At 40.8% G+C, this 21,021-nt stretch carries 19 protein-coding genes; 12 read left to right on the top strand and 7 right to left on the bottom strand.

Features of this window, described 5'->3' with window-relative positions:
- Positions 1 to 70 precede the first annotated feature (70 nt).
- The gene (locus tag N6A79_RS13580) at positions 71 to 442 is read left to right on the top strand and encodes a TIGR02300 family protein (RefSeq protein WP_182418149.1); all 372 of its coding nucleotides are present in this window, start codon (positions 71 to 73) and stop codon (positions 440 to 442) included.
- Positions 443 to 501: 59 nt separating this feature from the next.
- On the opposite strand, the gene N6A79_RS13575 is transcribed toward N6A79_RS13580, so the two are convergent.
- Positions 502 to 1,863 (bottom strand): hypothetical protein, encoded by a 1,362-nt coding sequence (locus N6A79_RS13575; protein WP_268546356.1) that lies wholly within the window; start codon positions 1,861 to 1,863, stop codon positions 502 to 504.
- A gap of 253 nt (positions 1,864 to 2,116) precedes the next feature.
- On the opposite strand from N6A79_RS13575, the gene N6A79_RS13570 reads away from it, so the two are divergent.
- Positions 2,117 to 3,445 (top strand): NAD(P)H-dependent oxidoreductase, encoded by a 1,329-nt coding sequence (locus N6A79_RS13570; protein ID WP_268546355.1) that lies wholly within the window; start codon positions 2,117 to 2,119, stop codon positions 3,443 to 3,445.
- Between the two features lie 8 nt (positions 3,446 to 3,453).
- Here the strand turns inward: N6A79_RS13570 and N6A79_RS13565 are convergent, their stop codons facing one another.
- Entirely contained in the window at positions 3,454 to 3,654 is a 201-nt protein-coding gene (locus N6A79_RS13565) for a SlyX family protein (protein ID WP_182418146.1), read from the bottom strand.
- Between the two features lie 999 nt (positions 3,655 to 4,653).
- Here N6A79_RS13565 and N6A79_RS13560 point away from each other — a divergent pair.
- From N6A79_RS13560 to N6A79_RS13540, 5 genes are all read left to right on the top strand, one after another.
- The gene (locus N6A79_RS13560) at positions 4,654 to 6,972 is read left to right on the top strand and encodes a TonB-dependent receptor (RefSeq protein WP_268546354.1); all 2,319 of its coding nucleotides are present in this window, start codon (positions 4,654 to 4,656) and stop codon (positions 6,970 to 6,972) included.
- Positions 6,973 to 7,241: 269 nt separating this feature from the next.
- Positions 7,242 to 7,922, top strand: a complete 681-nt coding sequence (locus N6A79_RS13555; protein WP_262079119.1) for a Fe2+-dependent dioxygenase — start codon at positions 7,242 to 7,244, stop codon at positions 7,920 to 7,922.
- Between the two features lie 72 nt (positions 7,923 to 7,994).
- Positions 7,995 to 8,846 (top strand): tetratricopeptide repeat protein, encoded by an 852-nt coding sequence (locus tag N6A79_RS13550; RefSeq protein ID WP_268546353.1) that lies wholly within the window; start codon positions 7,995 to 7,997, stop codon positions 8,844 to 8,846.
- Between the two features lie 20 nt (positions 8,847 to 8,866).
- A complete protein-coding gene (locus tag N6A79_RS13545; RefSeq protein ID WP_268546352.1) occupies positions 8,867 to 9,961 on the top strand; it encodes an alpha-hydroxy acid oxidase in 1,095 nt (364 codons plus the stop codon).
- Positions 9,962 to 10,113: 152 nt separating this feature from the next.
- The gene (locus N6A79_RS13540; RefSeq protein WP_268546351.1) at positions 10,114 to 11,022 is read left to right on the top strand and encodes a hypothetical protein; all 909 of its coding nucleotides are present in this window, start codon (positions 10,114 to 10,116) and stop codon (positions 11,020 to 11,022) included.
- Positions 11,023 to 11,172: 150 nt separating this feature from the next.
- Here N6A79_RS13540 and N6A79_RS13535 read toward each other — a convergent pair whose 3' ends face one another.
- Complete coding sequence (locus N6A79_RS13535) at positions 11,173 to 11,880, bottom strand: pirin family protein (RefSeq protein WP_268546350.1); 708 nt, start codon at positions 11,878 to 11,880, stop codon at positions 11,173 to 11,175.
- Between the two features lie 199 nt (positions 11,881 to 12,079).
- On the opposite strand from N6A79_RS13535, the gene N6A79_RS13530 reads away from it, so the two are divergent.
- The gene (locus N6A79_RS13530) at positions 12,080 to 13,003 is read left to right on the top strand and encodes a LysR family transcriptional regulator (RefSeq protein ID WP_268546349.1); all 924 of its coding nucleotides are present in this window, start codon (positions 12,080 to 12,082) and stop codon (positions 13,001 to 13,003) included.
- Between the two features lie 2 nt (positions 13,004 to 13,005).
- On the opposite strand, the gene N6A79_RS13525 is transcribed toward N6A79_RS13530, so the two are convergent.
- The 3 genes from N6A79_RS13525 to N6A79_RS13515 all read right to left on the bottom strand — a co-directional run bounded on the left by N6A79_RS13525 (position 13,006) and on the right by N6A79_RS13515 (position 15,298).
- Entirely contained in the window at positions 13,006 to 13,599 is a 594-nt protein-coding gene (locus tag N6A79_RS13525) for a DUF6101 family protein (protein WP_268546348.1), read from the bottom strand.
- A gap of 271 nt (positions 13,600 to 13,870) precedes the next feature.
- Positions 13,871 to 14,674: an exodeoxyribonuclease III gene (xth, locus tag N6A79_RS13520; RefSeq protein ID WP_268546347.1), complete on the bottom strand. Its 804-nt coding sequence runs from the start codon at positions 14,672 to 14,674 to the stop codon at positions 13,871 to 13,873.
- 195 nt (positions 14,675 to 14,869) lie between these two features.
- The gene (locus N6A79_RS13515; protein ID WP_268546346.1) at positions 14,870 to 15,298 is read right to left on the bottom strand and encodes a MerR family transcriptional regulator; all 429 of its coding nucleotides are present in this window, start codon (positions 15,296 to 15,298) and stop codon (positions 14,870 to 14,872) included.
- Positions 15,299 to 15,409: 111 nt separating this feature from the next.
- On the opposite strand from N6A79_RS13515, the gene N6A79_RS13510 reads away from it, so the two are divergent.
- The 4 genes from N6A79_RS13510 (at position 15,410) to N6A79_RS13495 (ending at position 20,267) form a co-directional block, all read left to right on the top strand.
- Complete coding sequence (locus N6A79_RS13510) at positions 15,410 to 17,662, top strand: heavy metal translocating P-type ATPase (protein ID WP_268546345.1); 2,253 nt, start codon at positions 15,410 to 15,412, stop codon at positions 17,660 to 17,662.
- A 121-nt stretch (positions 17,663 to 17,783) separates the two neighbouring features.
- Positions 17,784 to 19,121 (top strand): TldD/PmbA family protein, encoded by a 1,338-nt coding sequence (locus tag N6A79_RS13505; RefSeq protein ID WP_268546344.1) that lies wholly within the window; start codon positions 17,784 to 17,786, stop codon positions 19,119 to 19,121.
- On the top strand, positions 19,108 to 19,923 hold the full coding sequence (locus N6A79_RS13500) for a 3'(2'),5'-bisphosphate nucleotidase CysQ (protein ID WP_268546343.1): 816 nt from the start codon (positions 19,108 to 19,110) through the stop codon (positions 19,921 to 19,923). Before N6A79_RS13505 ends, N6A79_RS13500 begins: the two co-directional genes overlap by 14 nt.
- 101 nt (positions 19,924 to 20,024) lie before the next feature.
- The gene (locus N6A79_RS13495) at positions 20,025 to 20,267 is read left to right on the top strand and encodes a DUF4170 domain-containing protein (RefSeq protein WP_262079102.1); all 243 of its coding nucleotides are present in this window, start codon (positions 20,025 to 20,027) and stop codon (positions 20,265 to 20,267) included.
- 131 nt (positions 20,268 to 20,398) lie between these two features.
- Here N6A79_RS13495 and N6A79_RS13490 read toward each other — a convergent pair whose 3' ends face one another.
- Positions 20,399 to 21,010, bottom strand: coding sequence for an alkylhydroperoxidase domain protein (locus tag N6A79_RS13490; RefSeq protein ID WP_268547599.1), 612 nt, complete (start codon positions 21,008 to 21,010; stop codon positions 20,399 to 20,401).
- Between the last annotated feature and the right edge of the window lie 11 nt (positions 21,011 to 21,021).

Raw genomic sequence — 21,021 nt, 5'->3', positions numbered from 1 at the left:
GGTTTTTTTGTGCTTGTGATACACTAGATACAACACAAATTGTTCCCTTTAACTTTTAAGAGGCTTGCTTATGGCAAAACCTGAATTAGGCACCAAACGCATCGATCCTGAAACAGGCAAGAAATTTTACGATCTTAATCGTGATCCTATTGTTTCGCCTTATACCGGAATTTCTTATCCCCTTTCTTATTTTGAAGCATCAGCTGAAGCTAAGGGCGAAGAAGAAGAAGCTGAAGAAGAAGGCCTTGATACAGCTCTCGAAAAGCCAGAATTCATCTCACTTGATGATGATGACAAAGATGACGATTTGCCAGATCTTGGCGATGATGATGTTGATCTTGGCGATGACGATGACACATTCTTGGCCGATGACGATGATGACGAAGATGATGATGTTGCTGGCATTATTGTTGGCGGCGTTAATGATGAAGACGACATCTAATATACATCAATTAACTATTTAATTTAAAATGCCCAGCTATATTTTATAGCTGGGCATTTTTATATCATTCCCAGATTTTGCGCTTTTGTAAAAGCATATTCGCGCAATTTTGAAGTAGAAATAAAGCCTATTATCGTACTTAATAAAAAAACGGCTGAAAAACAGAGCCATGCCCAATAAGCCGAGTTGATAAAATTACCTAAAACTTCGCCAAAACTTATCCAGTTGGGTAAATATTCACTGCATATCAAAATCGCCAACATAAGTGATAATATCAACCCACGTTGTTGGGCTGAACAATTTTCCGCTAATAGAACTGGCGAAACTGCATATAACGCAGAACCGGCTAAAATAATCCACGCCCAAAATAGCATAATAGCAATGAAATAATAATCATCAATCGAAATTGCTAAGAACAGAATAATTCCAATGGCAATAAAACTTAAACTCACCCAAAAGCTATAAGTCAAAACTGGTTTGCGACCAATATTATCAGATAGTCTTGCAAAGCCAAGGGCTGAAAGTACCAAAATCACATTTGTCATATTCATGAAACGATCTGCCATAGGACTTTGGAATTTATTGAAAATATAAAATAAAACTATCAAACTAACAAAAGGTAATAGAAATAAAAATTGGGCAAGACCGATAAATGCCAAGGTGCGCTTTATTTTTTTAGTTAAATCTATGGGCGCAATTCTATCCAAAGAGATAAGATTGCTTTTTTTGACCCTATCTGGCTTTTTTAAGCAGAATATGCGTAGAACAACCAAGAAAATCATTAAAATCGCACAGAAAAGCCAAATGGAAACATCTTCAAGGACTATTTTGATAATGTCTTGTAGATAAAATGGAATGCCTAAAAGTAGTAAAGCATAAATAATATCAAGCAGAAGATTAAAACATAAAACCCGTTTTAATTGAAATTTATGCCAATTGAAAGCATAGTGATTAAATACGAGACGCGCTCCCAAAAGCGGTATGGTGAGCGATAGAACTAGTAAAAATTCAAAAAAACTCAAATAAATAGCGGTTAGGATGAAACTTACCCTAAAAGCACGATATCCCTTATCACTAGTTTCAATGAGATAAGATAAAGAAACTGCAAGCTCGGCACAATAAAATGCAAAAATAGTGACTTTCGCTAGATTAATAATCATTGATGCAATACTTAAAGGCACAAATCCTTCCACTATTACAAAAATAATTAGTGACAAGAACAGCAAAAAAACCGCATTAAACACTAAAATAGTCTTGCGGCAATAGTAATCAGAGATAGACGCTAAAACAACAGCACCGATAAGTGTAATAATAAAGAAAAGCGGTGTTGGAATTTGCCATATTTCTATATCAAGGGGGATAGAAAATACATGCTTATTATCTGCAAGACTTCCAAATATTGCTAAATAGTTATGAAACAAAAATACGCCTAAAACTATTGCTAAAATTAGCATAAAGGATTTTTGCAGCTGATCCAATCTAGTCCCCTCGCGTTAACATATTTGATGCTGCACATTTTATACGTCATGTCAAAGATATATGGGAATAAAAATTGCTATAACTCATGCATTTCTTTGTTTAATATTGCCATAATAGTGCTAATAAGGGTTAATTGAAAATATTGGCCGCCAAAGTCCGCCTCTATAAATATAATAAAGCGCATGGAGTTAAAAAATGACCAGCAATGTTGCCTTAACCGGTCTTGCCCGTGATCTTAAAGAACACGCCAAAACGGGCAAGCCTATCCGCATTGGTCTTGTTGGTTGTGGAGAAATGGGCACCGATCTTTTAGCTGGCGTCGCGCAAATGGATGGTATTGAAGTAGCAGCTGTTGCAACGCGCACACCATCAAAGGTTATACAAGCAGCTGAAATTGCTTGGCAAGAAAAGGGCCACGCGAAGGAAGTTGAAAATAACACTGCCATGAGCGCTGCCATTGAAGCTGGACTTACCGCAGCGACCGGTGATCTTGATTTAATGCTGAATAACGAGCTTATTGATATCGTTGTTGATGCTACCGGTTATCCAGAAGCGGGCGCAGAAATTGGCATTAAAACCCTTGAAAACAACAAGCATCTTGTGATGATGAATGTTGAAGCGGATGTAACAATTGGCCCCTATTTGAAATATGAAGCCGATAAGCGTGGCTTAATTTATAGTTTGGGCGCTGGTGATGAGCCATCATCTTGTATGGAGCTCATTGAATTTGTGTCCGCCCTTGGTCATCCAATTGTCGCTGCAGGTAAGGGCAAAAATAATCCATTAAAATTTGATGCTGTTCCCGATGATTATGAAGAAGAAGCTTCTCGTCGTGATATGAATGTGCGCATGCTAGTTGAATTTATCGATGGTTCTAAAACCATGGTGGAAATGGCAGCCATTGCCAATGCAACTGGCCTTGTGCCTGATTGTGCGGGCATGCACGGCCCCAAAGCCAGCGTAAAGGAATTAAGCAACGTGCTTATTCCAAAAAGCGATGGCGGTATTTTACAAAAAAGCGGTGTGGTTGATTATAGTATTGGCCAAGGCGTTTCACCTGGGGTTTTTGTGGTGGCTAAAATGGACCATCCACGTATTCATGAACGCTTGCGAGATTTAAAAGTAGGCGAGGGGCCTTATTTTACTTTTCATCGCCCCTATCATTTAACCGCTATGGAAGTGCCACTTACTTGCGCCCGCGTCATGCTTTATGGCAAAGCCGATATGGTGCCTTTACCGCGCCCAGTTGCTGAAGTTTGTGCTGTCGCCAAAAAAGACCTTATGCCGGGCGACAAGCTTGATTTTATTGGTCTTTATACCTATCGCGCTTATATTATGACCATGGATGATGCCAAGAAAAACGATGCAATTCCTTGCGGTCTATTAGAAGGCGCGAGCGTCACTGCACCAATTAAACAAGGTGAATTGATAACCCATAAAAACGCCACCATACGCGAAGACCAGTGGATTGCCAAATTACGCAAACGCCAAGATGATCTTGTAAAAAGTGGTGCTTTAACTTAATATAAAAACTAGTAATGCGGCGGCCTTGTAATAGGAATAGAGGGCTGTATTTGCTCTTCAACATTTAAAAAACGCTCGGTTAAACGATCGAGCTTTCTTTGCATGGCATCAATAATTTTCCATTGCTCGGTCAATGTAGTTGATAAATCATCAATCATTTTTTCCTGCTCAGTAATGCGGCATTGCAAGGCAATTATTTCTTTTTCCATGACGTGTTCCATAATAAGTGTAGTCTTAAGTCAATAAAGCAAACTAGGGGCAGGACCAATTAATTTCAACGAAATCTTATAAGGAGATTTTGTGGGCAGGAGAAGAGGAAGCACCAAAAAATATGAAGTTTTTGAAGCCACTTTGACAAAATTATCATGAAAATTTACGTGCATCTTGAACAGAACACCAAAACAACGGCTTAACGCTCAATCCTGTAAACCCCAATTTTTCGCTTTCCAGCGTGTATATTCCGCAGTTTATTGTGCTTTTCTCTTTCAATGAATAGGCTTACCCCAATTCTCTGTCTTGCATCTACCAACATAAAAGTGTTTCTATTGATATCAATTTAGAATGTGGTGAGCTTACATAGTTTTAAATAAGCGAGAGTTTTTACCATGATAAACACGGAAAAGTTCGTGCCAGTTAAAAATATCGAATGGTTTGAAGTATGGTTCGATGACGGACTTATGCCACCTTATATTCTACTATTAACAAAAACAAAAAATATTGATGAATATATTATTTATGATTTATTGAAGTCTCCTAAAGCTGACAGAATCTTTAATTGCTATGAAGACGCATTTTTATTCCTAACTGAAGACGAATATAGCTGCGTAAAGGGACGCGAACGAATAATATAAATTCAAATTAAACGAACGTTCTAAGAGCGTGAAATGCCTTTTTTTAAAATTAAAAAACGCCCCACTATTATAATTTATGCGAACTTTATTGGTGTTTCACAAAACCATTATTGCAATTTTCCAAATTATTTTTTCTAAATTTATCAATATGTTCTAAAAGACAACGTTTAAATATTGACCGCATTATCATTGTCATCAACAGATAATTTCATCTTATCAGTTTTACATTGTCTCATTTACGCAACAGTTGAATGAAACCGTCATAATTTTGCTACAAGCCCGCCACAATTAATCTTGACATATAGGCTCATGAATCGCTAGCAAATAGATAAATGAATTAGCTTAGGGGAAATAATTATGACTATAATGCCGAAGAAAAAGGATTATGCCCAGTCGCGACTGGTGAATAATATGGCTGTGCGCCTAGGATTGGCAGCAACGCTAACCTCCTTGCCGCTAGTAGCGCAAGCACAAAATACTAACGCAACCAATGCAAATAATAACAATACTAATGTTGGCGCCAATAATGGTTCTACCGTTCTTGAAACAGTAACCATCACCAGCGACACTGGCAGTATTAACACCAATAATGCACAAACTGGTTCTTCACGTATGCCAGGAAGCGTTCGCGAAGTTCCGCAAACAGTCAACACTGTTCCAGAACGCATTATGCAAGAGCAAAATGTAACAACCCTTGAGCAAGCTTTGCGTAATGTTCCCGGCATCACCGTCACCACTGGTGAAGGCAATGGCGGTATGAATGGTGATCGTTTTAGTATCCGTGGTTTTGAAACCTTGGGTGATACTTATCAGGACGGTTTGCGCGATTTCGGTGTTTATGTTCGTGACAGCTTTAACATGGAGCAAGTTCAGGTATTTAAAGGCCCTAACGGCGAGAATTTTGGCGTTGGTACAACCGGTGGTGCGATCAATACTGTTTCTAAAAAGGCTCGCCTTGGTACTTTTGGTAAAGTTGAAGGTACAGTTGGCAATGGCCCACTTTATCGCAGCACAATCGACTATAACAAGCAAATCAATGATACAACCGCTGTTCGTTTTAATTTAATGGGCAATTGGCAGAATATTGTTGACCGCAATCAGAACACATCTGATCGTTGGGGCGCAGCTGCATCAGTTGGTTTTGGTCTTGGTACAAATCAGACATGGCATTTAAACTATTACTTCCAACATAATGACCGTACCCCTGATTATGGTGTGCCATTCGTTAAAACGCCTAATGGTTACTTCTATCCTGTGACTGAATATGGTGTGCCACGCAAGAATTTTTACGGTAAGCATAGCGATCAGGATAAGTCTGACATCCATATGGTTACTTCAAATTATAGCAATGAAATCAATGATTGGTTAACAATCAAAAATGATACACGCTATACACATTTCTCACGCTGGTTTACCACAACACCAGTTAATTGTGGCACTTCTGGTGGGCTAACAGCCGGTTGTACAGCAGCTCTTTTTGGTGCAGGTGGCAATCCGGTTCTTGGCATTGGAGCTGGCGGTGGCCCAAGCTATGATCAAACAAGCTGGGGCATTCAAAATGTAACAACAGCGATTGCTAAATTTGAAACTGGTGCACTTCGCCATGAAGCAGTGCTTGGTCTTGATATGATGTATCAAAAAGATGAGCGTCAAGGTTATCGCTACATTGGTAGCAAAGCAACCCATGCACCTAGCCTTTGGACCGAAAATTTTGACTCAAGCTATTATCAGCTTGTTCCAAATGCTGCCAATTATAAGGATGCTAATTCACGATCATTCGCTGTTTTCTTAAGTGACCGTGTTTGGCTTACCGAACAGCTATCGATTTTGGGTGGTGTTCGTTGGGATCATCAAAAGACCAATTATGATTTGACTGGTGCGAATGGTATCACATCTACCTCTGCTAGTGCAGATTATGCAAGCCCGAAAGCTTCGCTTATTTGGGAACCAACCAAAAGCCAAAATTATTATGTAACCTATTCGGTTTCTAAGAATTTGCCAGCTGGGCAGTATATTACCTCTGACGTGAACCCAGTTTCGAGCGGCATGGCAGATTGGAAGCCTGAAAAAAGCGAACTTTGGGAAGTTGGTGGCAAACTTGATCTTTTTGATGGCAATCTTGGTCTAACCGCTGCTGTTTTCCAGGTAACTAAGGATAATTCTATCCATTCTGATCCTGATGGTGAACTTACCTTCTCTGGCGACAAAGAACGTGTTCGTGGTTTTGAAGCTGGTTTAACAGGCAATATTACCGAGCAATGGAATGTTTATGGTTCCTATACCTATTTATGGAGCCGTGTTCTTGATGCTGAGGAAACTGAAACTATTGGCAATAGCGTTGGTAAAGTTGCAAAAAATGCTGCAAGTATCTGGACAACTTATGATCTAGCACCTCATATCGCAAATCTTGATGGCAAATTGCTCATTGGCGGTGGTATGACCTATCGTGATGCTATGGCAATTCGTAGTGATGGTCTGGCTCGTGTGCCCCATAGCTTCACATTGGATGCACTTGTTTCCTATGAAAATGAAAAATGGAAAATCAGCGCTAATGCTTATAACCTTACAAATCGCTTAAACTACGATAATTTCTTTTACGGGCGAGTAGCTTCTTCTGCGCGCGCCATTCCTTCATCTGGCCGGTCATTCACTTTGAGTGTTGCTGCCAAGTTCTAATCATGTGATTTTGGTCAAAGGCTTTCCAACGCCATGGGCCACTTGAGCACTATGAACAATAAGCAGCTCCGATAAAACAGGGCTGCTTGACTATTCAACCTTAAAATCAAGTCTCGGCATAAATCTATGCTGGGCTTATATAGTAATGCTCCCCGCAAGACCGTAAAGGCCTTGTGGGTTTTGTGCTGTCTAAAAACAATAATTCTACTGAGCCTATATATTAAAAAGCATCATAGTTGAAATATAACCAAGAGAGAAAAAGGTGTAATATGATTGTACAAATACCCAATATTTTAACTCCTGAAGAAGTGAAGCTATGCCGCGAAAAATTGGAAGCCTCGCAATGGGTTGACGGTGCAGCAAGCGCAGGCGAGCAAGCTAAAAAGGTTAAGTTCAATCTGCAAATACCACAAGGCTCCAATGAGTCAAAAGAACTAGGCGAGATTATTCTAAATGCCCTTGCCCGTGATCCAATTTTTAACTCAGTAGCCATGCCAAAACATGTCTTTCCACCATTGTTCAATCGATATGATGTTGGCATGCGTTATGGCGAACATGTGGATGGCGCATTTCGATCCGTCGCTAGTGGCGCACGCATAAGGCAAGATGTTTCAACAACAATATTCCTAACCGAGCCTGAAGAATATGAGGGCGGCGAATTGGTGATTATTGATGGCCATAATGAAAGCCATATTAAACTGCCTGCTGGCTATGCAATCGTTTATCCAACCATTAGCTTGCACCGCGTTGAAGAAGTAACCAAGGGATCGCGCTGGGCATCATTTTTCTGGACACAATCCTTAATTCGTGATGTATTCATGCGCGATACATTGCATGAATTAGATATGAGTATTCGCAATTTACGCGCTATTTTGCCTGATGACCATGCCGATATTTTGCGCCTTGTGAATATTTATCACAACCTTTTGCGCCAAAATTCTGATCTTTAACAATGATGCCAGCTTTGGCTTTTAAATCAAGGCTGGCATAGTTTCACCAATTTAAATTAAAGGTGCAATTTCATGTCGCCCATTCGCCAATGGCCTGCAAAACTGCTTGATAAAATGCTTTTGCCGCAGGGGGTGAATACGAGCAATCAAGCTAGCGCACCTCTTCCTGATGCTCATATTTTTTTACTACGCCAACCCTTACTAAAAATTAGCGACTGGGAAGCGCAGTTAAAGACCAATGAAGCAGCTCTTCATGCCATGCGTCTTGCTGAACAGGGCAAAGCAAAAGCGCAAGTTCAATTTGCCCGTATTTTACTATTGGGTCTTGGTGTTGAAAAAAAACAAACGGAAGCCTTTGCATGGTTTGGCAAAGCTGCCGCCCAAGGTAATATAGAAGCCATCAATATGTTAGGGCGCTGCTTTGAACATGGTTGGGGCATTGACCAAAATTTTAACCAAGCTGCCCATTATTTTTCAAAAGCGGCCACTCTTGGTGATGATTGGGCGATGTTTAATTTAGCTGATCTTTATCGCCGTGGTGACGGCGTTCAAAAAGATGAACAAAAGGCTTTTGAACTATATAGCCAAGCAGCGCTAAAGAAAAACCCAAAATCTTTTAATATGCTTGGCCTTTTTTATGAAGAAGGCGCGATCATTCCCCAAGATATCAATGTTGCTAGCAATTACTTTCGCCAGGGGGCAGAACACGGCGATTGTTGGGGCTGTTTTAACCATGCCCGCATGCTTTTAGCCAACAACCAACCTGATGAGGCTTTTTCTTGGCTTGAAACATCGTTAAATCATCAAAATGACGATTATTGTCAAACCTTGGTAAAGCTCTTTGACCATCATAGCAATTCGCAGTTACGGGCCATTGCGCAAAAGGCTGCCGCGCTGATTGCTAATTACCAAATTGAAAAATAAGTGATAGGAAGCCAATAAAAATGACAGTCATTCCTCATGACGCAGTTTCTCTTTATGACTATGAGCGTTATTTTTGTGAAAAAATGCCTGCCGATATTCTTGGCTATATTAATGGCTATGGCGCTGATGGCATTACCTATCACAATAATCGTCATGCTTTTGATAAGCTTTCGCTTTGGCCGCGTGTGTTAAAAAGCTTAAAAAATGCCAATACCAATTGTGTATTTGGTGGGTTTTCACTACCATCACCCGTTATTATTGCTCCTATGGCCCATCATCAATTAGTTGATATTAATGGCGAAATTACAACAGCTCAAGCTGCTTCTTTAACCAAAACGCCATTTTGTGTCAGCACACAAGCAAGTTGCAGCTTAGAAAGCGTAGCAGCGAGTGCGCCTAATTTATATTTTTTTCAGCTCTATAAGCGCAAAAATATCAATGACAATCTCGACCTTGTTGATCGCGCTCAAAATGCTGGTTATAAAGCTATTGTTTTAACCGTTGATACGCCAGTGAGCGGGGTGCGCAATTGCGAAATGCGCGCGGGGTTTCAATTGCCCAAGCATATAAAATCGGTAAATCTTGCGCCCTATGGCGAAGAAGAATTCATTGCAAAAAACGCAGGAAGTCCAGTTTTTCAAGGCATGCTTGATGATGCAGCCGATTGGGATTTTTTGCAAATGCTATGCAATCATGCCCAAATACCTGTTTATGTTAAAGGAATTTTACACCCGCAAGACGCACAAATGGCAATTGATGCTGGTTGTCGCGGCATTATTATTTCCAATCACGGGGGGCGTGCGCTTGATAGTGTACCGGCCACAATTACCGTTTTGCCATTAATTGCCAAGCAAGTAGCAGGACAAGTACCGATTTTGCTTGATGGTTCTATCCGCCGTGGCAGCGATATTGTTAAAGCACTGGCGCTTGGTGCAAATGCAGTGCTACTTGGTCGGCCAATATTATATGGCCTTGGCGTTGCCGGCATGGTGGGAGTTGTCCATGTGCTAACTCTATTACAGACCGAACTTGAAATTTCTATGGCGCTTTGCGGTTGCGCAAGTCTTAGCGATATTAGCCGTGATATTATTTATTGCTCCCCCAATATATATTGATTTTTAAAGCTAAAAATATATAGTTTTACATGAATTTATAATTTTAGATTATATATTCTATAACGTAAATATAAAATAATATTTAATCTTTATTTTTTGTAATAAATAATTTAAAATTCATTAGAATTATGTTTTTATGTGGGATATAAGTAATGATTAAAATAAATAGTAAATTTCTTAAGAAATCTATCATTGTTACCTTGTTGCCCTTTGCATTATACGGTTGTAATTCTTTACCAGAAGCCACAGATGAGCAGCTTATCGAGTTTTTTTCTCATAATCCAATGGGCATGAATGGAAGATTTGGTGGGCCTCCGGTGATACCAATGTCAACAGTAGAATGCCTTGCCATTTTATCCAATGCAAGTTTTGATGGCTTTGAAAAACCACCAAAAGAATGGGCTGATATGATGCGTGTAGATTGTCAAGGATTTCTATTAGGCTTGGTGAATGATAAAGACATCAATGTCATTGGTTTTAAAATGAAGGATTTTGAAAGCAAGGAATTGACAGAACGTGTCTATAAGCTTCATGGAGTTAGTATTGCTGCCTCAGATCAATACCGAGTTGAACAAAACAAAAAGTTCGAAGAACAGAGCGAAAAAGAACGGCAAGAACAAGAAAGAAAGCGCGAAATCGAAAAGCAGCGCCAACTTGAAGCGGAAAATGAAGCTAAGCAAAAAGCAATTGCCGAATTAAAACAAGCGCGCGATCAATATGCGGCCTTTGTAACTTCACTCGATACACGCTTACCGCAATTACGAGCCACTTGTAATGAACACAAAGCTTTGAGCGACGAATATCGTAAAATTGATGCGAATAAAGGGGCGATGTATAATTTGATGCGTGATGATATTTGTACAAGTAATTTTGCCAAATTAAAATCGGAAGCAAATGAACTTTTAAGCAAATGGAAACGCCTAAAAGTGGATGGTTATGGAACGACTTGGCGCTTTCATAAGCCCTATTTGAACACATTAGCCGACGATACCCGGATTAATTCTGTCATGGAAAAACTGACTAAAGAAATAAATGAAATGAAAAGCAAATTGGGTCGCTAGGTATTTTATTGAATTAAAAATGCTTCAAGATCGGACACTACGAGTATCTTAAAAAACTAGCATGCAAATGGTCGTACCTTTTTGGTGTAGTTGTTATTAAGCATAGCAACTGCACCAAAATTTTACCCAAATGGCTTTGGCTTTAAAGGCTTACATAGTACCGGCATCGACTAAAACAAGCTCTGCATCTTCCAAGGCTGTGACCCTAATTGTGTCTTCATTGCTAATTGCGGCGCCATCACCGGTATTGATTGCAATCGTGTTAATTTCCACCTTGCCCTTGGCTGGAACTAGATAGCCAAAGCGGCTATTATCAGCAAAGTGATAGTCAACGCTTTCGCCCTTTTTTAATGTTGCTCCCAATACGCGGCCATTGGTACGAATAGGCAAAGCATCGCTATCACTATCAAAGCCACTTGCTAACACCACAAATTGTCCTGAACGCTCGCCCTTTGGAAAAGGCTTCGTGCCCCAAGAGGGTTTTTCACCTTTTTTGTCGGGGAAAATCCAGATCTGAAATATTTTTGTATCTTCATTTTCGTTATTATATTCTGAATGTTGGATACCCGTTCCAGCACTCATCACTTGCACATCGCCCGCAACAGTGCGGCCTTTATTGCCAAGGCTATCTTCATGAGAAATTGCCCCTTCACGCACATAGGTGATAATTTCCATATCATTATGGGGATGGGCTGGAAAACCAGTTCCAGCCGCAATTATATCATCATTCCATACCCGTAATTTACCCCAATGCATGCGATTACGGTCATGATAATTGGCAAATGAAAAATGATGCTTGGCATTAAGCCAGCCATGATTTGCTGCGCCAAGGTCTTTAAAAGGTCTATGTTCAATCATTGTCTCGTTCCTTGATAAATTCTATTCTGATTAATGAGGAATATAAGCTATGGCCTCCTAGTTGAGAATGAGCAAAGCAGAATAACAAACTTTCCAATTTTGATATCTCATTTGCAAATATTCAAAGATGCTTTATGCATGTGTAGTGAGCTTAAAACAGCATTGATAGGCATAGGATCAAAGGCATGGGATCAAAGGCATGGCAACAATATTACCCGATTTAGAAGGATGGGCAATATTTGCCAAAGTTGCGGAAATGGGATCTTTTGCTAAGGCAGCCTCCGAGCTTAACCTTTCACAAGCAACCGTTTCCAAGGCAATTTCCCGTTTAGAGACGCGGTTAAATGTCATGTTGGTGCAACGCACATCACGGGCAATTTCTTTAACCGAGGCTGGATATGCCGCATTAGAGCGTGCCATCGCTATTCTTGAAAATGGTCATGCAATTGAAGAAGAAATAAGCGAGCAAGCAACAAGTTTACGTGGCCGCATACGTATTTCGTTGCCAATTTCCTTTGGGGTTAAATATGTAGCACCCATCCTTGCCGATTTTTTGATGCAACACCAAGATGTTGAAATTGACGCGGATTATTCCGATAAGCAGATTGATCTTATTGAGGATAAAATCGACCTTTCTTTACGGATTGCCAATATGGTTGATTCAAGCCTTATTATCCGCAGTCTTTGTTCCGTGCGCATTCTTCTGGTTGGTTCACCAAGTTATTTTGCCAATCATGGTAAGCTCGAGCATCCGCGTGATCTTGCCAACCATAAGACATTTAAATATGCCTATAATTTTGGTAAAAAAGGTTGGAGTTTTGTTCATAAAGAGCATGGTGAATTTACCCAAATAACCAAGGCGCAAATGCAAGCTAATAATGCTGAAGCTTTAACTCCTGCTTTACTTGCTGGATTGGGTGTTGCACTCCAACCAGAATTTCTAGTTTGGGATGAGTTGCAAAATGGTAGCTTACAAACAGCATTGGATGATTGGCACATCAAGCCATTAATGCTGCATATTGTGACACCGCCAGGGCGTAAAAGACCACATCGGGTGCAAGCCCTTATCGACCATATTGCCCAAACACTAACCAAACAGCCTTGGGTTCATGCAAAAGCATAAAATTAAACGAGAATAAGCCGGTTAGAAAGTTTCAAGCGTAATTTCAACCGCCTATTAGGTAACCGCAATTGAAAGCGCTTTTTGCCTTTTGTTGTTTTGTCTGTTAACAAAGATTGCAAGGGTGCATATTCACGCAAAAAATAATCAAGCGGCGCACATTCACGAACCGGGCGTAATTCATCAAATTCGTCAATCACCATCATTGGTAAATTATAAAGATCAGCCCATAGCCGCCAATCCAATAGCACGTCATCATAATTATCAGAAATCAACAAAGGAATAGAAAGGCTAGGGTCTTTATGCACCAGCATCAATGCCAATAAATTATCATTTTTACCGCCCTTTAAACGATGGGCGCTCACACCGTAATAAGAGGATAGCGGAATAATTTTAATGACATTGCTATCTTGTGGTAAAGCGCTATTAGCTGCACTGTTATCTTGCTGCACAATAATAGTATTTTCGGTCAATGTGCCACAAAATACTGTATTTTGACCGTGAAAGGCAATTTTTTGTGGCAAATGGCAAGGATCCAATCGCAATTCATGCATATGCTCACTTTGTTCATTCCAGCAATCTGCCCAACGTCCTGCCATTATAACCCTCATTACTTCAACAAAAAATAGCACATTTCAACTTTATAAATTGAAATGGCTCAAATACCCTCCCCAACAGGGTATGTATTAAAGCTTATAAAGATAAATATTATCAGGAAACTTAATGGCTAAGGTTAATCAATTATGTTTTTAATTTAAATAAATGTTTGGTTAGCAAAAAGCTAATTTTATACTATGTTAAAAAATCCGTTTTGAAATATAAAAAAAGAGCCGTTATTACGGCCCCTTTAACGTTGGAATAACGAAAAGACTAAATGTCAAAACGCGCGGTTACCGGAACATGGTCAGATGGTTTTTCCCAGCCGCGTGCTTCTGTTTTAATATCTATCGCCTTTAAATGGCTAACCAGATCTTTTGAACCCCAAATGTGGTCAAGACGGCGGCCTCGATTAGCAGCTTGCCAATCTTTAGCGCGATAGCTCCACCAAGTGTAAAGCTTATCTTCAGGCGGAATGATTTCACGCATTAAATCGACCCAAGCACCTTGATGAAGCACTTTATTCAGCCCTTCAACCTCGATCGGCGTATGGCTAACAATTTTTAACAATTGCTTATGCGACCAAACATCGTTTTCAAGGGGAGCAATATTCAAATCACCCACTAAAATGGAAGATATACCATCATTTTCATCAGCGCGGATCGCTAACATTTCTTCTAAAAAAGCAAGCTTATGAGCAAATTTGGGGTTAATTTCGGGATCAGGTTCGTCACCACCAGCAGGTACATAAAAATTATGCAGCCGAATTTTCTTATTACCTGCTTCAAAAACTACCGACACATAACGACGGTCATCAATAGTACAGAAAAGCCTTGTTTTCATATCACTCAATGGTAAGCGTGATAGAATTGCGACACCATGATAGCCTTTTTGGCCACTAATCGCCATATATTCATAGCCGGCAGCCTTAAAATTTTTAGACGGAAAGGCATCATCAGGACATTTTGTTTCCTGTAAGCATAAAATATCAGGTTTTTCTTGGTTTAAAAAATCAAGCACGATATTTTCGCGCAACCGCACCGAATTAATATTCCAAGTGGTAATAGATAAGGTCATGGGGTTTAGAACGTTCCTTGCAAGTATCAGTAGGGCAGAAAAATACTGCTTTATTGATAGTTTTTTTAGGGTTAGAACCTATTATATTATAAAAACGGTAAAATAGCGCAAAACTATATAAATACAAGCATAATGTCCATTCAAGCTTTTCACAACTCGTTACAATAAGATGCTTTATATATTTTATTTGCGTTTTTATTTTCGGTGATGATCGCCAAAACAATCACCACAAGCGGCAAGGGTTTCAATAACGCGGCAATCATGAATGGTGTGGTTTTCACATTTTTCAGTCATGCGAACCAGTTCTTTTTCCAATAATTTTAACCGTTCAATGCGTTGACGCACCGCTTGCAATTGGGTCACAGCAATGTGATCGGCTTCACCGCAGGGTTGCTCTGGATGTTTTGACAATTTAATCAACTGCCTTATTGCTTCTATCGAAAAGCCAAGCTCACGTGCATGAAGGATGAAAAGCAGGCGGTTGTAATGCGTTTCGTCATAGCGGCGTTGGTTGCCGCTGGTACGTTGTGCTTCATCTAAAAGACCAATTTTTTCATAATAGCGAATGGTTTCGATATTGCAGCCAGTGCGTTTTGCCAGTTCGCCAATAGAATTTTGCCGCATGGTCATTTTTCCTCTTGAACCTGTAGTTACTACAGGGATTACATAAGAAAGACAGGAATAAAATACCAGCCTTTAGTTGCAATGAAAGGCTAAAAAATTGGAGCTTATACCATGTCAAACAATGAATTTACGCAAAAAGGGCAAAGTGTAGACGATCAAAAGCATGACCATAATCATCACCACGATCATAATCATCACCATGACCAAGAGATCGCGCTTATTGAAGGTGACGAAAATATACCCCAACAAGGTGATATAGTTTGGGCGATTAAAGGTATGGATTGTGCTGCCTGCACAGTAAAAATCACCAATGCAATGAAAAATATGCAAGGCGTTGATAATGTCCGTGTATCATTAATGCGCGAAACCTTGTCTTTGCAAATAGATGAAAGCAAAACCACCCCACAACAAATCGAAAAGACAATTGCTAGCCTTGGTTATAGTGCAAAGCCGCTAAATGACCAAAAGCAACCAAATAAAACAGATGACGTTGTTTGGTGGCAAACAGCTAAAGCACGCATGGTGTTTTCAGCGCTTAGCCTTGTCATACTTGCCTATATTATTAGTTTTATTAAACCGCAATGGGCTGCGCCAGCTTTCATGGCTGCAAGCCTAATTTCCCTTTATCCAGTTGCAAGCCGCGCCTTTGCCGCCATACGCACAGGTAGTTTTTTCACCATTGAGATGTTGATTACCATCGCCGCTATTGGTGCAATTTTTATCAATGCTGCGGAGGAAGCCGCCATTGTCATTGTACTTTTTTTGATTGGCGAATTATTAGAAGGGGTTGCGGCAGGGCGTGCCCGCGCGGGCATCAAAGCATTGCATGACCTTGCCCCTAAAACTGCGTTTATTGAAACAAAAGAAGGGCTTATTGAAACATCCGTTGATGCTTTGAAAATTAACGATATTATTATTGCCCGCACCGGTGATAGCATTGCTGCCGATGGCGTGGTTCTTGATGGTATATCAAGCGTAAATGAAGCACCGATAACCGGTGAATCAATGCCAAAGACCAAAGAGCAAGGCGATAGTGTTTTTGCCGGCTCGATTAATCTTGGTGATGCCATGCGCATTAAAGTGCTAAAAAACGCTAGCGATAATACCATTGCCCGCATTATTGAACTGGTTGAAAATGCCCAAGAAGCAAAAGCTCCAACCGAGCGCTTTATTGATAATTTTGCCCGCTATTATATGCCGATTATCGTTGGAATCGCCTTACTCACAGCATTGATACCACCGCTATTGTTTGATGGTGATTGGCAAAAATGGATTTATAAAGCGCTTGCTCTCTTATTGATTGGCTGCCCATGCGCTTTGGTTATTTCCGTTCCAGCCTCAATTGCATCGGCTTTAGCAAGTGGTACCAAACGCGGATTATTGATTAAAGGCGGGCAAGTGTTAGAAACGCTTGCCAAAACAAGCATTATTGCCTTTGATAAAACTGGTACGCTCACCAATGGCACGCCAATCCTTAGCAAAGTATTTGCAGTCAATAATAATGCGCTTGATGAAAACGTGGGCAATATAGTTAGTATCGCAAGCGCCATGGAAAGTATATCAAGCCACCCGCTTGCGCAAGCCATTGTCACTTATGCAGCAGAGCATGATATAAAGCCATGTGATTTAAGCAATGTAAGCACATTGCAAGGCAAAGGCTTAACTGCCAATTATAATGGCAAAACACTGTTTCTTGGCGCACCACGCTTTGCCAAGAATTATGCCGCCCTAACGCCATTGGTTGAAGCTGAAATTACCAAGTTAGAAGAAAAAGGCAATACAACAATCGTACTTGTTGAACAAAATGCAGTCATTGGCATTATTGCAATGCGAGATGAACCAAGAAAAGACGCAAAATCGGCAATGACCGCCTTAAAGCAGCTGAAGATAAAGCCACTTATGCTAACCGGTGACAATACCCGGACAGCAAATGCTATTAGCCAAGAGCTTGGGATAGAAGCCTATAGCGAGTTGCTACCGGAAACGAAATCGAAAATTATTGCCGATTTAAAAACCAAAGGTTTAACTGCAATGGTGGGCGATGGCATTAATGATGCACCAGCGCTTGCCTTGGCTGATACTGGCATTGCCATGGGCTCTGGCACCGATGTTGCACTAGAAACGGCAGACGCTGCTATTTTACGCAACCGTGTTAGCGATGTTGTAACCTTAATAAAAATGGCCAAAGCTACGATGCGTAACATTCACCAAAATGTTGCCATTGCGCTGGGGTTAAAAATTGTATTTTTGCTTGCTACTTTATTCTGGTTTACCGATTTATGGCTAGCCATTTTTGCTGACACCGGTGCAACTTTGCTAGTAACCTTAAATGCGCTGCGGCTCTTAGCTTGGAAAAAAGATTAAAGCTAAGGTCAGGCGTTGATTAAGCATCACCATTTATTTTAACCCAAAAAAGGTGCTTCACACAATTTGCGAATTGCTCTAATAGAATAGGGTAATAAAGATTGGATGATGGAGAGCTTTTATGAGTGGTGATGCACAAGGTTTAATCGATAAGGCATCCGCCTTGGTTGAGGCAGCAAAAAAGGCTGGTGCCGATGCGGCTGATGCTGTGGTTATCCGCTCACGCTCACGGCAAGTTAGTGTGCGGCTTGGCAAAGTTGAATCGACCGATAGTTCAGAGAGTGATGATTTCTCATTACGCGTTTTTTTGGGCAAAAAAGTTGCAACTATTTCGGCTAATTCTCAATCCGATCCTCAAGCTTTGGCAATTCGCGCCGTTGCTATGGCAAAAGTATCTCCTGAAAACCCTTTTGAAGGTTTGGCTGATCCTAAACTTTTGCAGCATAAGCCACGTGATCTTGATTTATTTGATGCAACAGATTTAGATAGTGCAGCTTTAACCCATGAAGCGCTTGCAATGGAAGAAGCCGCATTAGCTGTAAAGGGCGTCAGCAATTCTGGCGGTGCAGGGGCAGCATGTGGGGCAGGCGGCATGGTATTGGTGACAAGTGATGGTTTTTGCGGCCATTATATGAGTTCGCGATTTTCGCGCTCTTGCAGCGTTGTTGCCGGCACTGGCACAGCAATGGAACGCGATTATGATTATAGTACGGCACTGCACTTTGCAGACCTTGATCATAGCCATCATATCGGACAAAGAGCAGGTGAGCGTACTGTTGCCCGCCTTGGCGCGCAACGGGCAAAGACTGGCACAGTCGATGTGATTTTTGATCCACGCATGGCGCGCGGTATTGCCGCCCATATTGCTAGTGCAGTTAATGGTGCATCAGTTGCTAGAAAAACCAGCCTATTGCGTGAGAAAATGGGGCAAGCCATCATGCCGCAAGGCATCACTATCACTGATAATCCGCTCAAAGTGCGGGGCAGCTCGTCCCGCCCGTTTGATGGGGAAGGCGTTGAAGGACAAATGCTGGAAATCGTTAAAGATGGTGTTTTGCAAAATTGGCTCTTATCCACCTCTGCCGCAATGGAGCTTGGCTTAACAACCAATGGCCATGGCGTACGCTCATCCAATAGCGTTGCGCCGGCATCCACTAACTTTACTATTGAAAGCGGTGATACCAGCCGCGAGGATATGATAAAGTCACTTAAAAGCGGTTTTTACGTCACCGAATTGGTTGGTCATGGTGTCGATCTGGTAACTGGCCAATATAGTCGTGGTGCATCGGGCTTTTGGATTGAAAATGGTGAGATTACCTATCCAGTGAGTGAAGTAACTTTGGGCTCCAACCTTTTACATATGTTTGCTCATATGCAAGCGGCAGACGATCTTGACCGCCGTTATGGCATTGCATCTCCAAGCCTATTGATTGAAGGAATGACTCTTGCCGGAAAGTAATAGCTTAAGACATCAAGCAATAAACGATGATTTAAGACTGATAAGCGATGTGGCGCGTCAAGCTGGTCACATCGCTATGAGCTTTTTTAAACAAAATCCCCAAATTTGGCATAAGGAGGGTAACTCTCCGGTAACAGAAGCTGATTTTGCGGTTGATCGCTATTTGAAAGAGGCTTTGCTAAAAGCGCGTCCGCAATATGGTTGGATATCTGAAGAAACAGCCGATGAACGCCCCGCCCAGCAATATCAACGTTTCTTTGTGGTTGATCCCATTGATGGCACGCGTGGTTTTATCGAAGGCCAAAATAACTGGTGCATTTCTATTGCGATTATTGAAAATGGGCGTCCAATTTGCGGCGTCCTGCATTGCCCGGTAACTGGCGAGCATTTTATCGCCCCCATTAATGGCAAAGCGTATAATAATGATATGGTTTTAGCCATTGCCAATGATGAGTATTTGCGCCGCCCTGTTATTTCATGCGCTGGTTCATGGATGAAAAATATTACACCAGAACTGCACCAAGACTATATTTTTAAAGCCAATGTGTCGTCACTTGCTTATAGATTAGCCCTTTTTGCCAGTGGCAAGGTTGATATGGTTTTGGTGCGCCCCAATGCCCATGATTGGGATATTGCCGCTGCCGATATCATTGTTGAATGTGCAGGTGGTGCTTTGCTTAACAGGCAGCAAAAGCCACTCATTTATGGAAAAGAACCATTTTGTCACGGTATTTTGATTGCCGCATCAGCAAAAAATTTTAAAATAGCTTTAGATATTGTACATAAAGCGTTAAAAGATTAATCATCATTATTATAATTCAAATATACGAAATAAAGCGGTTTTAAAGTAGTTTTACCCAATGTTATTGCACTTTAAAATTATTAAAATTCAAGGAGACTATAATGCCCGCAACAGCTGAAAAAAAACAGCTTCTACACCTTGTTTTTGGTGGCGAGTTAAAGAGTGTTGACAGTAGCGAATTTCGCGATCTTGATAAGCTTGATATTGTCGGCATTTACCCAGATTATGCTTCAGCACAAGTGGCATGGAAAGCCAAAGCACAAGCCACAGTTGATAATGCATTGCAACGCTATTATGTTGTGCATCTTCACCGTTTGTTAAATCCTGAAGATGAAGGCGCATAGGTTTAGTATTCTAGGTTAAAACCTTTATTTTTAATTGGGCATTTTTGGTTGTTTTTATGAATTGCCAAGTGCCCAATTTTGTTTGTTAGTGCATAAACAAATTATGCAGCAATTTTTAGATCATGACGCAATTACTCTGCCTTGATGATTTGCGGTTCACCAAGCGATAGCATCAAACGATTTGCCCAGTTAAAAAAACTAGCGGCATGAATAACATCACCAATTTCATCATCATTAAGCCCAGCATCATGCAAAGCATCAACATGGCTTTGATTAAAATGTGGCGGTGTCTGGGTAAGGGCAATAGCTGCTGCAGTAATGGCATTCCAACGCGGTTGCAAATCTACATTAACGCCATTTTTTAACAAATTATCAACATCATCAATACGTTTGGAATATTGTGCAGCATGGCGAGCATGAACTGAGGCACAATAAATACAGCCATTAAAACGTGATGTTGCGGTGGCTGCCAATTCACGTTCTGCCCTTGGTAATCCATCCTTAGTATTATAAAAAATGTCCTTATCTGCTAAGGTGCGTGCTTCCAAAATATCTGGATCACGCGCTAAAAGGGTAAAATATTCAGATTTTGCCCTTGCACTATCAACAAGAGCTGTTCTTTGCCGCTCGCTCAGTTCAGCCTCAAGAATGGGTAATAACCAAGGTAACCAATCAAAAAAATCGCGAGAAAAAACATTTGGCGCATTATTTTGTAATACGTTATTAGCAGCGTTATTGCTCATCATATGCCTCC

Origin of the sequence: Bartonella sp. HY761 (assembly GCF_026743145.1) — a bacterium.
In the GTDB taxonomy this organism is placed as follows: Bacteria; Pseudomonadota; Alphaproteobacteria; order Rhizobiales; family Rhizobiaceae; genus HY038.
The sequence above is the reverse complement of the archived record's forward strand: the minus strand, read 5'-3'. Positions and strand labels throughout refer to the sequence as shown.

Excerpts from the sequence above, each read along its gene's own strand:
- N6A79_RS13510 (WP_268546345.1), top strand. The coding sequence starts at position 15,410 with ATGTCAAACAATGAATTTACGCAAAAAGGGCAAAGTGTAGACGATCAA.
- N6A79_RS13490 (WP_268547599.1), bottom strand. The coding sequence starts at position 21,010 with ATGAGCAATAACGCTGCTAATAACGTATTACAAAATAATGCGCCAAAT.
- N6A79_RS13495 (WP_262079102.1), top strand. The coding sequence starts at position 20,025 with ATGCCCGCAACAGCTGAAAAAAAACAGCTTCTACACCTTGTTTTTGGT.
- N6A79_RS13550 (WP_268546353.1), top strand. The coding sequence starts at position 7,995 with ATGTCGCCCATTCGCCAATGGCCTGCAAAACTGCTTGATAAAATGCTT.
- N6A79_RS13515 (WP_268546346.1), bottom strand. The coding sequence starts at position 15,298 with ATGCGGCAAAATTCTATTGGCGAACTGGCAAAACGCACTGGCTGCAAT.
- N6A79_RS13560 (WP_268546354.1), top strand. The coding sequence starts at position 4,654 with ATGACTATAATGCCGAAGAAAAAGGATTATGCCCAGTCGCGACTGGTG.
- N6A79_RS13540 (WP_268546351.1), top strand. The coding sequence starts at position 10,114 with ATGATTAAAATAAATAGTAAATTTCTTAAGAAATCTATCATTGTTACC.
- N6A79_RS13545 (WP_268546352.1), top strand. The coding sequence starts at position 8,867 with ATGACAGTCATTCCTCATGACGCAGTTTCTCTTTATGACTATGAGCGT.
- N6A79_RS13555 (WP_262079119.1), top strand. The coding sequence starts at position 7,242 with ATGATTGTACAAATACCCAATATTTTAACTCCTGAAGAAGTGAAGCTA.
- N6A79_RS13505 (WP_268546344.1), top strand. The coding sequence starts at position 17,784 with ATGAGTGGTGATGCACAAGGTTTAATCGATAAGGCATCCGCCTTGGTT.
- N6A79_RS13570 (WP_268546355.1), top strand. The coding sequence starts at position 2,117 with ATGACCAGCAATGTTGCCTTAACCGGTCTTGCCCGTGATCTTAAAGAA.
- N6A79_RS13530 (WP_268546349.1), top strand. The coding sequence starts at position 12,080 with ATGGCAACAATATTACCCGATTTAGAAGGATGGGCAATATTTGCCAAA.
- N6A79_RS13525 (WP_268546348.1), bottom strand. The coding sequence starts at position 13,599 with ATGGCAGGACGTTGGGCAGATTGCTGGAATGAACAAAGTGAGCATATG.
- N6A79_RS13565 (WP_182418146.1), bottom strand. The coding sequence starts at position 3,654 with ATGGAAAAAGAAATAATTGCCTTGCAATGCCGCATTACTGAGCAGGAA.
- N6A79_RS13535 (WP_268546350.1), bottom strand. The coding sequence starts at position 11,880 with ATGATTGAACATAGACCTTTTAAAGACCTTGGCGCAGCAAATCATGGC.
- N6A79_RS13580 (WP_182418149.1), top strand. The coding sequence starts at position 71 with ATGGCAAAACCTGAATTAGGCACCAAACGCATCGATCCTGAAACAGGC.
- xth (WP_268546347.1), bottom strand. The coding sequence starts at position 14,674 with ATGACCTTATCTATTACCACTTGGAATATTAATTCGGTGCGGTTGCGC.